Source organism: Microbacterium nymphoidis, from assembly GCF_021044885.1.
Classification (GTDB): Bacteria; Actinomycetota; Actinomycetes; order Actinomycetales; family Microbacteriaceae; genus Microbacterium; species Microbacterium nymphoidis.
This window is the reverse complement of the sequence record NZ_JAJNOD010000006.1, coordinates 143,990-156,430: the sequence shown is the minus strand read 5'-3', so window position 1 is coordinate 156,430 and position 12,441 is coordinate 143,990. Positions and strand designations below refer to the sequence as shown.

Here is a 12,441-nt window from a genome sequence, read left to right as displayed (position 1 = left end):
AATCCCGATGGCAAAGCAGTCCATCTTCGGTCGCATCTCCACTCTCATCCGGGCGAACGTCAACGCGATGATCGACGCGGCTGAGGACCCGCAGAAGATGATCGACCAGCTCGTCCGCGACTACAGCAACAACATCGCCGACGCGGAGTCGGCGATCGCGGAGACGATCGGCAACCTGCGCATGCTCGAGCGCGACCACGCCGAGGACATCCAGGCCGCCAACGAGTGGGGCCAGAAGGCTCTCGCCGCCAGCCGCAAGGCCGACGAGTTCCGCACGGCGGGCAACACCGCCGATGCCGACAAGTTCGACAACCTCGCCAAGGTCGCGCTGCAGCGTCAGATCTCGGCCGAGGGCGAGGCCCGCCAGGCCGAGCCGACCATCGCCTCGCAGACCGAGGTCGTCGACAAGCTCAAGAGCGGCCTCAACGGCATGAAGACCAAGCTCGAGGAGCTGAAGAACAAGCGCAGCGAGCTGGTCGCCCGCGCCAAGACCGCCGAGGCCCAGAACCGCGTGCACGACGCGGTGAAGTCCATCGACGTCATGGACCCGACCAGCGACCTCAGCCGCTTCGAGGACAAGGTCCGCCGCCAGGAGGCGCTCGCACAGGGCAAGGCGGAGATCGCTGCCTCGTCGCTGGACGCACAGTTCAACAGCCTCGACGACATGGGCGAGCTGACCGAGGTCGAGGCTCGCCTCGCCGCCCTCAAGGCGGGCCAGGCGCCGCACGCGATCGAGCAGTAATCTTCGCTCCACCCCGCGGGCGTCGGTCTTCGGACCGGCGCCCGCTGGCGTTGCAGGCCGATCGTGCGCTGAGGGCGAAGCACGGGGACAGCACCGGCCGACGGTGGGAAGATTGTGGGCATGACCCGCTTCCTGATCGTGCCGCAGTGGCAGGGCTCACCATCCGCTCGTGCCATGTCCCTCGCCGATGGTGCCGAAGCCATCGCCGGCGACCTGCCGCACAGCGCCGTGATCGTCGTGCCCGTACCGCTGGAGGCCGGTGAGCCCATCCAGACCGACGTGCTGCGGGCCAGTTCTCTGCTGCGCGTCCAGGAGGCCATTGTGGAGGCGCTCGGCAAGGTCGCACCGGGTGAGCACGCCGTCCTCATCGGTGGCGACTGCAGCATCTCCGTGCCGGCGATCGCTCATCACGCCGAGCAGCACCGCCACGCGACGGAGGGAGAAGCCCTCGCGGTCGTCTGGTTCGATGCGCACGGCGACCTCAACACGCCCGATTCCAGCCCGTCGGGCTCCTTCGCCGGAATGGCGCTGCGCACCGTCATCGGCGAGGGCGCGGAACCCCTCACTCGTGGCGGGCTCTCCCCCGTCCACGCCACCTTGGTCGGTGCCCGCTCCCTGGATGATGCGGAGGTTGACTACATCGCATCATCGGGGATCGGGACCCACGCGGGAGACGACGCGGCGGATCTCGCTGCGGCGATCGTCGCGACCGGAGCCACCCGGGTGTACCTGCACATCGATCTCGATGTCCTCGACCCCGCGGAGATCACCGGGGTCGGAGACGCCGTGCCGTTCGGCCTCACGCGCATGCAGCTGGTGGATGCGATCCGGGCGATCCGCGAGCGCCTCCCGCTGGCCGGTGCCACGATCGCCGGCTTCGCGCCAGCCTCGCCGATCGCCGCCGTCGAAGATCTCGGTGCGATCCTGCGCATCGTCGGCGCCCTCGCATGAGCCGCCGCATCCCCGCAGACTGGGAGGCGCGCGCCGAGCGCATCGTCCGCCGAGGCGCTCGATGGGACCGCCTCATCCCCGGCGCGTTGCTGGATTCCCCGGTCAGCCGCGTCGGGTTCTGGTGGGGTTGTGCCGTTGGCTGGGTGTGGGGCGGGCTGTGGAGTCGCGGCCGGGTGGAGCACCGCAACGGCCTGTGGGTCTTTCGCGGGATGCCGAACTGGACTCACGCGCGCGGCGGCGTGTGCGTCGGCAACTGCTTCCTCACGGGGGACGCGGAGCCCACCACGGCGGTGCTTCGCCACGAAGCCGTCCACGCCGACCAGTGGCGGCGCTACGGCTTCCTGATGCCGTTCCTGTACGCGCTGTCGGGACGCGATCCCCTCCGCAACCGCTTCGAGATCGAGGCAGGCCTCGTCGACGGCAATTACGTTCCGCGGGGCGCGTGACTCATCCCCCGTTTCATTGCGCGCAATAGGCTCCTATTCGGCGCGATTTGGGGCCAATCGCGCGCTATGAAACCGAGTGGACTCAGTCCGTAAAGCGAGCGAGCGCAAACACACGCGAGGCGGGGACCTCCAGGGAGCGCGTGAGGTGGGCGGCGATGTCAGACGCCGCCAGCGGGTCCCCCAGCAGAAAGACGCGCGTGCTGTCGTCCTCTTCCTCGCACAGCATCTCGTCGGCCCACGCGGTGACGGCGCGCGTGAGGGCGTGACCCACACCGCACTCGCTGCCCGCGGGCCCGGTACGACGCGAACGGTCCAGCCAGGTGACGGTCATCCGCGGCGGCGCCTGCAGTTCAGAGACCCAGGACGCGTCGGGAACCTCGACGAACACGCGCCCGGTCGCGCAGAGCGGCAGGGTGGCGATCAGCGCCTCCAGCTCGGCGAAGCACGTCTCGTCGGCCGCGATGAGATGCGGGGCCTTCGGATTGCGTGCGGCACGGCGCGCGGAGACGGGGCGGGACGAGCGTGCGGTCATGATGCGTCCATCATAACGCGAGGATAGGCATGCCTTACCTCACACTCGGAAACTGCCCAGCGAACCAGCCCGCTCAGCGGGCGATGAGCACGTCCGCGAGACCGGCGATCTCGTCATCGCTCATGCCGTGTGCACGCAGATAGTCGGCGGGAGAGCCGTACTGCATGTCGAGAGAGTCGAGAAGCCCGTGCATCACACGGGCGGGCGAGCGCGTGGTGAGCTCCTCCAGGTGCACCATGTCCGGATACATCCGTCCGAGGAATGACAGCACCTGACGATTCCGCTCCTCCGGAAGCAGTGTCTCCGTCCGGGCGTAGTCGGCGACGACAGCATCGCGGTCGACTCCCGCGGCCGACAGCGCCAGCGCCACGGTCACCCCCGTGCGGTCCTTGCCCACCGTGCAGTGGACCAGCACCGGCTGGACCTCCAGCACCGTGCGCACGGCATCGACCACGCGCGTTGCGGCATCCTCGGTCATCGCGCGGTACATGTCATCGAGGCTCTGGTCTTCGGCGAAGAACGACGCCACCGAGCCAAGGAAGACGGGCATCCGCCGGATCGGCACCTCGCCCGCGCGCGACGGATCGCGCTGCACCTCCTCGTCGTCGCGGAGATCGACGATGGCCCGCAGACCCAGCGCGTCGAACGCCGCGCGATCGGCCAGTTGCGCCAGGTTGCCGGAGCGGAACAGCACACCCGAGCGCGTCATCCCCGCACCCGCGCGCAGACCGCCGACATCGCGGAAATTGAGGACGCCCCGGATCAGCGAATCACCCGGCACATCGACGCCGGCCCCGCGCGTGCCATCGGCGGAGGGGACGGCCGGGATGGTCACTGCCCGCGCGGGGGCACGGGATACCGACCTGCCACCGCGACCCTGTTGAAGGCGTTGATGGAGACGCACGCCCAGCTCAGAGCGGCGTACTCCTTCTCGGTCAGCACCGAGCCGACGCTGTCGTACACCTCGTCGGACACCCCGCCGTCGCCGATGTTCACATATGCTTCGGCGAGTTCGAGTCCTGCCCGCTCCCGGTCGGTGAAGACGCCCGATTCGCGCCAGGCACCGATCTGCATCATCTCGTCCGTCGTGAGTCCCGCGGTGATCGCACGGTCGGTGTGCACCCGCACGCAGTAGGCGCATCCGTTCAGCTGGGACGAGCGCAGCATCACGATCTCCTTGAGCCGGTCATCGATGCCGTTGGCGGTGCAGATCCGGGCAACGGTGTCCGAGAACGCCGCCAGAGCCTTGTACGCTTCGGGTTCGGTCCGGGACAGGTGCACGCGGTTCTCAGCCATGTCACCATGCTAGGTCGTCCCCGTCCAGGAACGGCCGAAATGCAATTTGCTCTACTCCATACGCATTTCGTGAGCATATAGTGAAGCTCGCGCCGCTCATTTCTGAGCATTATGTCGATGAGTTTCTCGGATGCGGCACGGACGGTCCAGAATGGGGCCTGCGCGAACCCGCGCTTCCCTCGACCGAAGGATCCCCTGTGATCATCGACGCGAACCAGGCCGCATCACACGGCACCGACGAGTTCGCCTACCTTGCCGGGCAGGTCGACGCGCTGAACTCCCGCTCCGGGCGATCGTCCGTCGCGGTGCCCGTGGTGGAACGAGTGACAGTGGACACGGCGACCGGCTCGATCAGCGCCCTGAGGTTCGGGACGGACACCCCCGCGGTCGTCCTCCTCCACGGCGCCGGCCTCAACGCCCACACCTGGGACACGACGGTCCTGGCCCTGGATCTCCCCGCACTGGCCATCGATCTGCCCGGTCACGGCGATTCAGACTGGCGCAGCGACGCCGACTACTCCCCCGCCCACATGGGGCCCGCGGTCGCCGACGCGATCGCGGCATTCACCGATACGCCCATCACCCTCGTCGGCCACTCCCTCGGCGGGATGACCGCGGCATGGATTGCCGCGCACCGACCGGAACTAGTGAGCACCCTCCTCCTCGTCGACATCACGCCAGGAATCGACGGGGGCCCGGGTCCCGCTCAGCTTCGCGCCTTCTATGAGAAGGCCGAGTTCCCCTCGCGCGACGCGGTCGTGGACTGGGCGCAGTCCTTCGGCATGGGAGGGGACCGAGCAGACACCGAGCGGGGCGTCTTCTTCAACACCCGGGTACGCGAAGACGGCAGCGTGGTGTGGAAGCACCACTTCGCTGAGCTCGCGCGGCACATCCTCCCCGGGGCTGCTCGCACGGAGGGAACGCCGGCGCTGCGACTGGACACCGGCTGGGACGACCTCGCCGCGGTGACCGCCCCGATCACGCTCGTACGCGGCGCATCGGGCTACATCAACGACGCGGCGCTGGCCGCCTTCCGCGAGCGCGTACCCGCCGCCGCGATCATTGCGATCGACTCCGGTCACAACCCCCAGGAGACGAACGCCGCAGAGCTCGCCGACATCGTCCGCGAGGTCGCCGCGTGACCCCCTGTGACGCCGCATTCCGAGCGGATTGCATTCGCCGCCGTTCGCGTTTCTAAGCTCACTCCATTCCACGCGATTCCACCGAACCGCCCCGCGCTCACCCAGATTCTGCAAGTCTGAACCGACACCGTTCCGAAAGGACCGACATGTTCCGCCGAACCGCCGTCATCGCGACGATCGCCGCACTCGCCCTCACGCTCGGGGCGTGCGCCGGCGGCAGCGCCGCACCCGACCCGACCTCTTCCGCGGCCGCCGATGCGGACGCGACCCTGCGCGTCGGTCTCGTGCTCGAGCCCACCAACCTTGACATCCGTCACACCTCGGGGGCAGCCCTCGAGCAGATCCTCGTCGACAACATCTATCAGGGCCTGGTCACCCGCACGCAGGACAACGAGATCGTCGACGCACTCGCCAGCAAGCACGAGATCTCGGCGGACGGCCTCACCTACACGTTCACCCTGCACGAGGGCGTCACCTTCAGCGGCGGCCAGCCGCTGACATCCGCCGATGTCGTGGCCGCGTACACGCAGGTGAAGGATGACGAGACCGTGGTCGGGCACAGCGACTTCGCTGATGTCGCCTCGATCACCGCTCCCGATGAGAGCACCGTCGTGATCACCCTCACGCAGCCGAACCAGAACTTCCTGTTCGCCCTGACCACCCCGGCCGGGCTCGTCTTCGCGAAGGACGACACCACGGACCTCAAGACGGCCGCCAACGGCACCGGCCCCTTCACCCTGGCGGACTGGAAGCAGGGCGACAGCATCACCTTCGCACGCAACGACGCCTACTGGGGCGAGAAGGCGGGCGTGAAGGAAGTGGTGTTCAGCTACATCCCCGACTTCAGCTCCGGTGTGAACGCCGCGCTGGATGACAGTGTGGACGTGCTCACGGCCGTCGACCCCAACCTGGCCTCGCGCTTCGAGGGCACCGACTTCACCATCACCCGCGGCAAGACCACGGATAAGGCCGTGCTGGCGTTCAACAACGCTGCGGCCCCGCTGGACGACCCGAAGGTGCGCGAGGCGCTGCGTCTCGCGATCGACCACAAGGCGCTCGTCGAGGCCGTCGGGGCCGGACAGCCGCTGTACGGGCCGATCCCCGAGCTCGACCCGGGCTACGAGGACCTGTCTTCTCTCGTCTCCTACGACCCGGAGAAGGCGAAGGCCCTTCTGGCCGAAGCCGGCAAGAGCAACCTCGGCCTCACCCTGACCATCCCCAGCTTCTACGGCACCACCGTCGCCACCTACCTGGTGTCCGCGTTCAACAAGATCGGTGTCAAGCTCACGGTCAACTCGGTCGAGTTCCCCACGTGGCTGACCGACGTCTACCAGAACCACGACTACCAGCTCAGCTTCGTGCTCCACGTGGAGCCGCGAGACTTCGGCAGCACGTGGGCGAACCCGGAGTACTACTTCGGCTACACCAACGCCCAGGTGAGCGACCTGTACGAGAAGTCGCTGCGCACCGTGGACGCCGACGAGTCCGCGAAGCTCCTCGCCGAGGCCGCGAAGATCGTGTCGCAGGACAACGCGGCGGACTGGCTGTACGTGGGCGAGACGCTCACCGCGGTCTCCCCGATCGTGCAGGGCTTCCCCACCGACTCGATCAACTCGCGCATCGATCTGTCGCAGATCACCGTCACGGAGTGACCGTCTTCGACTGACGCATCGATGACACGCTTCCTGCTCACCCGAGTGGCCCTGCTGATTGCAGGGCCACTCGTGGCGAGCATCCTCATCTTCCTCGCGCTGCGCGTCTTCCCCGGCGATGTCGCACAACTCATCGCCGGCTCCAAGGGCACGCCTGCGCAGGTCGCCCAGCTGCGGGAGCAGCTCGGTCTCAACGAACCTCTCTGGACGCAGTACGTCGATTGGATCGGTGGTGTTTTCCGCGGCGATCTCGGCACCTCTCTCCTGACCGGATCGTCCGTCACCGAGCAGCTGGCGGAGAAGGCGCAGGTCACCGTGCCGCTCGCGCTGATGTCGATGCTGGTGGCGCTGCTGGTCGGGGTGCCGTTCGGTGTGCTCTCCGCTCTCGGCCGAGGGAAGCGCTCCGGCAGCGCGATCAGCTTCATCGCGCAGGCGCTCGCCTCCGTTCCGGTGATCTGGGCGGGCATGCTGCTGGTGATCGTCTTCGCCCTCTGGCTGCAGTGGCTCCCAGCACAGGGCTTCCCCCGCGGCGGATGGAATCACGCACCGCAGGCCTTCGCATCACTCGTGCTGCCCGCGTTGACCATCGGCGTGGTGGAGGGCGCAGTCCTGTTGCGCTTCGTCCGCAGTGCCACGCTGCAGGCGATGACGGAGGACTACGTCCGCACAGCGGCAGCCCAGGGCCTCACCCGCACGCGCGCTCTGCTGCGCGACGGGCTTCCGAACGTGGCCATCTCGATCATCTCCATCCTGGGCCTGCAGTTCGCCGGCATCGTGGTCGGGGCGGTCGTGGTGGAGAAGCTCTTCAATCTCCCCGGCATCGGACGCATGCTGGTGACCGACGTGGGCAACCGTGACCTCCCGATGGTGCAGGGTGAGATGCTCACTCTCACGGTGGTGGTCCTGGTGATCGGAGTGGTCATGGACATCGTGCATCGCCTCATCGACCCGCGACTGCGGGAGGCGTCCTGATGCGCGCCAACACCCTCACCCGGCTCTGGAGCATCGGCACCGGCCGCTTCGGACTGATCGTGGTGGCACTCGTCGCCCTCCTCGCGGCCGTCTCGCTGGTGTGGACGCCGTTCGATCCGAAGGACGTCGACGTGTCCGCACGGTGGGCCGGTCCCGGCTGGCCCCATCTGCTCGGAACCGACGGGACCGGTCGCGACATGTCCACGCAGCTGATGACCGGCGCTCGCACGGCCGTGTTCGTCGCTGTCGGCTCCGCGATCATCGCCACGGTGGTCGGTGTGGTGCTGGCGTGCCTCGGCTCCCTCACCCCTCGCCTGGTGCGCGAGGGCGTGGCGACCTTCATCGACATCCTCATCGCCTTTCCCGTCCTGATCATCGCGATGATGATCTCCTCGGTCTGGGGCGGTTCGCTGTGGGTGGTGGTGATCGCCGTCGGCATCGGGTTCGGCGTGAACATCGCCCGCGTGACCCGACCGGAGCTGCGTCGCGTGCTGGCGAGCGATTTCGTGCTCGCCGCCCGCGCGTCCGGTCTGACACCAGGACAGGTCGTGGTGCGCCATCTGCTGCCGAACGTGGCGCCGGTGTTCATCGTCCAGCTGTCCTGGTCGATGGGGGTCGCGCTGCTCGCCGAGGCGGGCCTCAGCTATCTCGGGCTCGGCGCCTCGGTCGGCGAGCCCTCCTGGGGCCTGCTCCTCAGCGAGACGCAGCAGTACATCCTGGTGCACCCGCTCGCGGTGGTCTGGCCGGGACTCATGATCAGCATCTCGGTTCTGGCGCTGAACCTGCTCGGCGATGCGCTTCGCGAGGCCACCGATCCCACGCTGTCTCGCAGACGGCGCGTCCCGCGCGACGCGCGCAAGGCCCCCGCACAACCCGGAAGCACGGTGATCGCATGAGCCTGGAGGTCAGCGGCCTGGTCGTCGACATCGACGGCAAGCGTGTCGTGGACGGGATCGACGTCACCGTTGCAGACGGCGCGCGCGTCGGTCTCATCGGGGAATCCGGCTCCGGCAAGTCGATGACGGCGCTGGCGCTGCTGGGGCTTCTGCCTCCGGGTGCCGAGGTCTCCGGATCGATCCGGTGGAATGGACGCGAGCTGGTGGGCCTGCCCGACGGCGAGCTCGCGCAGCTGCGCGGCGACGACATCGGCATCGTCTTCCAGGAACCCCGCACCGCGCTCAACCCGATCCGCACGGTGGGCGCGCAGATCGGCCGTTCCATCCGCATCCACGAGGGCCTGCGCGGTGCCGCGCTGCGCGATCGGGTGCTCGCCGAGGCCGCACGCGTGCGGCTCCCCGATCCGGAATCGATCGTCAAGCGCTACCCGCACCAGCTCTCCGGCGGACAGCGCCAGCGTGTGGCGATCGCGATGGCACTGGCGTGCCGCCCCAAGCTGCTCATCGCCGATGAGCCGACCACGGCGCTCGACGTCACGATCCAGGCCGAGATCCTCGCGCTGCTGCGTCGCCTCGTCGCCGAAGACGGCATGTCGCTGGTCTTCATCACCCACGACCTGGCTGTGCTGAGCGAGATCGCCTCGGCGGCGGTGGTGCTCGAGCACGGCCGCGTGGTGGAGGCGGGCCCCATCGGCCACCTTCTGACGGCACCCCAGTCGACCGTGACGCAGGGTCTCCTGCGCGACGCGACCGCGACGCTGTGGCGCGGTGAGGAGAGCTCATGAGCATGACGGCGCGCCAGTTGTCGCGCGTGCACCGCGGCCCCCGCACCTCTGTGTTCGGGCCGCCGAGTCGCACCGTGGCACTGCACCCGACGGATCTCGACATCGCCGACGGTGAATCGATCGGGATCATCGGCGAATCCGGATCCGGGAAGTCCACGCTGATCCGGCTGCTGCTGGCCCTCGACACCCCCACCACCGGGACCGTCGCTGTGGACGGGACGAACGTGGACTTCACCGGCTCCGCCGCTTCGCTGCACTGGCTGCGCCGCCGCACCGGACTCGTGTTCCAGGACCCGTACGCATCGCTGGATCCGCGGATGAGCGTCGGACGCATCATCGGGGAGCCGCTGTGGGCACTGGACATCCCGGGTGATCGCCGGGCGCGCGTGCGCGAGGTGCTGGAGGACGTCGGACTCGACGCGGCGATGGCCGAGCGCTATCCGCACGAGTTCTCCGGCGGACAGCGTCAGCGCATCGCCCTGGCCCGCGCGCTGGTGCATCGCCCGTCGATCCTCATCGGCGATGAGCCGCTCTCCGCACTGGATGTCACGGTGCGCGCACAGATCCTGGAGCAGCTCGCCGAACTCCGCGAGCGCGACGGACTCACCCTCGTGCTGGTGTCCCATGACATCGGGGTGGTGCAGTCCCTGTGCGACTCGGTCGCCGTGATGAGCGAGGGGCGAATCGTCGAACGCGGCGCGACCGCGGACGTCCTGCACCACCCGGCCCAGGAGTACACCCGCCGGCTGCTCGCGGCGATCCCGACCATCTCGCCGGAGCGGGACTGAGACCGGCCGGACGTCAGTAGCGGTAGTGATCCGGTGGCAGGGGCTGCTCGGGCCGCGGCAGTTCGAGCTGTAGTTGCACGATCCCCAGCCACCGGTCGAACTTGCGCCCGACCTTCGCCAGATGCCCCACTTCGGTGAAGCCGAGCTTGCGGTGCAGGGCGATCGAGGCGTCTCCGCCCTCGACGATCACCGCGACGACCTGGCGCACACCGGCTTGTGATCCCGCCGTCAGCAGCGCGGTGAGCAACGCCCGGCCGATTCCCTGCCCCTCGGTACCGGGGGCGAGGTAGATCGAGTTCTCCGTGGTGAACCGGTACGCGGATTTCGCCGACCACGGCTGCAGCAGCGCGTATCCGAGCACGCCGTCGCGCGGCGAATGGGCGACGAGGAACGGCAGGTCCACGGCGGCGAGCGCGTCGAACTTCTCGTGCCACTCCTCCAGCGATCGAGCCGATTCGTCGAAGGTGGCCACCGACCGGCGGACGAAGTGCGCGTAGATCTCGGCGACCTCCGCGAGGTCAGCGGGCTCGGCAGGACGAATGCCGTACACGGTCTCCAGGTGCCGCTCCTCCCCGAGCCGGATCGGGGCCTCGTCATTCATGCGGGATCCTCCAGTCCACATCGGCAGCGCCCTGCTGTCGCAGCAGCTCGTTCACCCGCGAGAACGGACGCGACCCGAAGAAGCCCCGGCTGGCTGAGAGCGGCGAGGGATGCGCGGACTGCACGGTCGGCGTGCTGCCGAGCATCGGGACGAGGGACTGAGCATCCCGGCCCCACAGAATCGCGACCAGCGGACGGTCGCGGGCGACGAGCGTGCGGATGGCGTGATCGGTGACCTTCTCCCATCCCCAGCCGCGGTGGGAGGCGGGGGCACCCGGTGCCACGGTGAGCACCCGGTTCAGCAGCATCACGCCCTGCTCGGTCCACGCCGTGAGGTCCCCGTGCGGCGCCGGCGCGATCCCGAGATCGTCGTTCAGCTCGCGGTAGATGTTGCCGAGGCTGCGCGGCAGCGGCCGCACGTGGCGGTCCACGGCGAACGAGAGCCCGATCGGGTGGCCAGGGGTGGGATAGGGGTCCTGCCCCACGATCAGGACACGGACGTCATCGAGAGGCGCGCGGAAGGCCCGGAGCACCGCATCGCCGGCCGGCAGATAGTGACCGCCCTCGGCCACCACGCCGCGCAGACGCTCACCCAGTGCGGCGATGTCGCCAGCGACGGGCTGCAGCGCCTCGGCCCATCCGGCATCCATCAGCCCGGCATCGGCGAGCTCCGACAGCGACTTCGCCATCAGGACTCATACCCGCGGGGACGAAGGGGGCCGCGTGCCAGCAGATGCGCGGCGGCCTGTGCCACGGGGCGCATCGTCACCAGATCCAGGTTCACGTGCGCCGGCGCGTTGAGAGCGTAGGCGATCACGTCGGCCACGTCCTCCGCGACCAGCGGAGCCTCGACGTCCTGGTACACCTTTTGTGCCGCCGCGTCGTCGCCGCGCAGACGGTTGAGCGTGAACTCCTCCGTGTGCACCAGGCCGGGGGCGATCTCCACCACGCGGATCGGCTCGCCATTGAGCTCCAGGCGCAGCGCCTGCACGAGCATCGACTCCCCCGCCTTCGCGGCGTTGTACCCGCCGCCACCCGGGTAGGCCGTCTGTGCTGCCGTCGAGGTGACGAACACCAGGTCGGCGTGGGAGCCCGCCGCACTCGCCGCCCGCAGCTGCGGGAGCAGGGCGGACACGAGTCGCTGCGTCGCCAGCACGTTCGCCTGGAACATCCACTCCCAGTCCTCCGGCCGGCCGTCCTCCACGCGCTCGGTGCCGGCGGCGCCTCCGGCGACCTGCACGACAGAGTGCACGGCGCCGCGCTTCTGCAGCCAGTCCGCCAGCGCCGCCACGTCGGTGGGGTCGGTGAGGTCCGCGGCGAACACCGCGATGCCGTGCGCGTCGGCGAGTTCCTGCAGGCGTTCCGCGCGGCGGGCCACGCCCACCACGTCCCACCCCGTCTTCGCCAGCGCGATCGCCGTCGCCCGGCCGATGCCGGAGCTCGCCCCTGTCACCACTGCGGTGCGTGTCGTCATGGAATCCACGCTACCTCCCGTTTCATCGTGCGCAATTCGCGCCACAGGGACCGATATGGGAGCAATTCCCGCGCAATGAACCGGAAGAGGTTACGTAACATTTCCGGCACATTGGTGTAGGAGGTGGCGGCTTCCTACTCTCGGGGGACGCGGTCGAATCGGGCC

General features: G+C 68.8%; 15 protein-coding genes. 9 read left to right on the top strand and 6 right to left on the bottom strand.

Going from position 1 to position 12,441, the window contains the following annotated elements:
- Positions 1 to 7 precede the first annotated feature (7 nt).
- From LQ566_RS15675 to LQ566_RS15665, 3 genes are all read left to right on the top strand, one after another.
- Positions 8 to 742, top strand: coding sequence for a PspA/IM30 family protein (locus LQ566_RS15675; protein WP_231092708.1), 735 nt, complete (start codon positions 8 to 10; stop codon positions 740 to 742).
- 120 nt (positions 743 to 862) lie between these two features.
- The gene (locus LQ566_RS15670) at positions 863 to 1,693 is read left to right on the top strand and encodes an arginase family protein (RefSeq protein WP_231092707.1); all 831 of its coding nucleotides are present in this window, start codon (positions 863 to 865) and stop codon (positions 1,691 to 1,693) included.
- On the top strand, positions 1,690 to 2,139 hold the full coding sequence (locus LQ566_RS15665) for a Fe-S oxidoreductase (RefSeq protein ID WP_231092706.1): 450 nt from the start codon (positions 1,690 to 1,692) through the stop codon (positions 2,137 to 2,139). The genes LQ566_RS15670 and LQ566_RS15665 overlap by 4 nt, the downstream gene beginning before the upstream one ends.
- Positions 2,140 to 2,221: 82 nt before the next feature.
- Here the strand turns inward: LQ566_RS15665 and LQ566_RS15660 are convergent, their stop codons facing one another.
- The 3 genes from LQ566_RS15660 to LQ566_RS15650 all read right to left on the bottom strand — a co-directional run bounded on the left by LQ566_RS15660 (position 2,222) and on the right by LQ566_RS15650 (position 3,967).
- Positions 2,222 to 2,671: an SIP domain-containing protein gene (locus tag LQ566_RS15660; RefSeq protein ID WP_231092705.1), complete on the bottom strand. Its 450-nt coding sequence runs from the start codon at positions 2,669 to 2,671 to the stop codon at positions 2,222 to 2,224.
- Positions 2,672 to 2,744: 73 nt separating this feature from the next.
- A complete protein-coding gene (locus tag LQ566_RS15655; protein WP_308071097.1) occupies positions 2,745 to 3,506 on the bottom strand; it encodes a tyrosine-protein phosphatase in 762 nt (253 codons plus the stop codon).
- Positions 3,503 to 3,967 (bottom strand): carboxymuconolactone decarboxylase family protein, encoded by a 465-nt coding sequence (locus LQ566_RS15650; RefSeq protein WP_231092704.1) that lies wholly within the window; start codon positions 3,965 to 3,967, stop codon positions 3,503 to 3,505. Before LQ566_RS15650 ends, LQ566_RS15655 begins: the two co-directional genes overlap by 4 nt.
- A gap of 197 nt (positions 3,968 to 4,164) precedes the next feature.
- Between LQ566_RS15650 and LQ566_RS15645 the strand changes: the two genes are divergently transcribed.
- The 6 genes from LQ566_RS15645 (at position 4,165) to LQ566_RS15620 (ending at position 10,202) form a co-directional block, all read left to right on the top strand.
- A complete protein-coding gene (locus tag LQ566_RS15645; protein ID WP_231092703.1) occupies positions 4,165 to 5,109 on the top strand; it encodes an alpha/beta fold hydrolase in 945 nt (314 codons plus the stop codon).
- A 146-nt stretch (positions 5,110 to 5,255) separates the two neighbouring features.
- On the top strand, positions 5,256 to 6,761 hold the full coding sequence (locus LQ566_RS15640; protein ID WP_231092702.1) for an ABC transporter substrate-binding protein: 1,506 nt from the start codon (positions 5,256 to 5,258) through the stop codon (positions 6,759 to 6,761).
- Between the two features lie 21 nt (positions 6,762 to 6,782).
- On the top strand, positions 6,783 to 7,733 hold the full coding sequence (locus LQ566_RS15635; protein ID WP_231092701.1) for an ABC transporter permease: 951 nt from the start codon (positions 6,783 to 6,785) through the stop codon (positions 7,731 to 7,733).
- Positions 7,733 to 8,629, top strand: coding sequence for an ABC transporter permease (locus LQ566_RS15630; RefSeq protein ID WP_231092700.1), 897 nt, complete (start codon positions 7,733 to 7,735; stop codon positions 8,627 to 8,629). Before LQ566_RS15635 ends, LQ566_RS15630 begins: the two co-directional genes overlap by 1 nt.
- A complete protein-coding gene (locus tag LQ566_RS15625; RefSeq protein ID WP_231092699.1) occupies positions 8,626 to 9,414 on the top strand; it encodes an ATP-binding cassette domain-containing protein in 789 nt (262 codons plus the stop codon). The genes LQ566_RS15630 and LQ566_RS15625 overlap by 4 nt, the downstream gene beginning before the upstream one ends.
- Positions 9,411 to 10,202: an ABC transporter ATP-binding protein gene (locus LQ566_RS15620; protein ID WP_231092698.1), complete on the top strand. Its 792-nt coding sequence runs from the start codon at positions 9,411 to 9,413 to the stop codon at positions 10,200 to 10,202. Before LQ566_RS15625 ends, LQ566_RS15620 begins: the two co-directional genes overlap by 4 nt.
- 13 nt (positions 10,203 to 10,215) lie before the next feature.
- On the opposite strand, the gene LQ566_RS15615 is transcribed toward LQ566_RS15620, so the two are convergent.
- The 3 genes from LQ566_RS15615 to LQ566_RS15605 are packed head-to-tail and all read right to left on the bottom strand — an operon-like array spanning position 10,216 to position 12,276.
- On the bottom strand, positions 10,216 to 10,803 hold the full coding sequence (locus LQ566_RS15615; protein WP_231092697.1) for a GNAT family N-acetyltransferase: 588 nt from the start codon (positions 10,801 to 10,803) through the stop codon (positions 10,216 to 10,218).
- On the bottom strand, positions 10,796 to 11,491 hold the full coding sequence (locus LQ566_RS15610; protein WP_231092696.1) for a uracil-DNA glycosylase: 696 nt from the start codon (positions 11,489 to 11,491) through the stop codon (positions 10,796 to 10,798). The genes LQ566_RS15615 and LQ566_RS15610 overlap by 8 nt, the downstream gene beginning before the upstream one ends.
- A complete protein-coding gene (locus LQ566_RS15605; RefSeq protein ID WP_231092695.1) occupies positions 11,491 to 12,276 on the bottom strand; it encodes an SDR family oxidoreductase in 786 nt (261 codons plus the stop codon). Before LQ566_RS15605 ends, LQ566_RS15610 begins: the two co-directional genes overlap by 1 nt.
- Positions 12,277 to 12,441 lie beyond the last annotated feature (165 nt).

Coding starts and splice junctions, on each gene's coding strand:
- LQ566_RS15675 (WP_231092708.1), top strand. CDS start 8: ATGGCAAAGCAGTCCATCTTCGGTCGCATCTCCACTCTCATCCGGGCG.
- LQ566_RS15670 (WP_231092707.1), top strand. CDS start 863: ATGACCCGCTTCCTGATCGTGCCGCAGTGGCAGGGCTCACCATCCGCT.
- LQ566_RS15665 (WP_231092706.1), top strand. CDS start 1,690: ATGAGCCGCCGCATCCCCGCAGACTGGGAGGCGCGCGCCGAGCGCATC.
- LQ566_RS15660 (WP_231092705.1), bottom strand. CDS start 2,671: ATGACCGCACGCTCGTCCCGCCCCGTCTCCGCGCGCCGTGCCGCACGC.
- LQ566_RS15650 (WP_231092704.1), bottom strand. CDS start 3,967: ATGGCTGAGAACCGCGTGCACCTGTCCCGGACCGAACCCGAAGCGTAC.
- LQ566_RS15640 (WP_231092702.1), top strand. CDS start 5,256: ATGTTCCGCCGAACCGCCGTCATCGCGACGATCGCCGCACTCGCCCTC.
- LQ566_RS15635 (WP_231092701.1), top strand. CDS start 6,783: ATGACACGCTTCCTGCTCACCCGAGTGGCCCTGCTGATTGCAGGGCCA.
- LQ566_RS15630 (WP_231092700.1), top strand. CDS start 7,733: ATGCGCGCCAACACCCTCACCCGGCTCTGGAGCATCGGCACCGGCCGC.
- LQ566_RS15625 (WP_231092699.1), top strand. CDS start 8,626: ATGAGCCTGGAGGTCAGCGGCCTGGTCGTCGACATCGACGGCAAGCGT.
- LQ566_RS15620 (WP_231092698.1), top strand. CDS start 9,411: ATGAGCATGACGGCGCGCCAGTTGTCGCGCGTGCACCGCGGCCCCCGC.
- LQ566_RS15615 (WP_231092697.1), bottom strand. CDS start 10,803: ATGAATGACGAGGCCCCGATCCGGCTCGGGGAGGAGCGGCACCTGGAG.
- LQ566_RS15610 (WP_231092696.1), bottom strand. CDS start 11,491: ATGGCGAAGTCGCTGTCGGAGCTCGCCGATGCCGGGCTGATGGATGCC.
- LQ566_RS15605 (WP_231092695.1), bottom strand. CDS start 12,276: ATGACGACACGCACCGCAGTGGTGACAGGGGCGAGCTCCGGCATCGGC.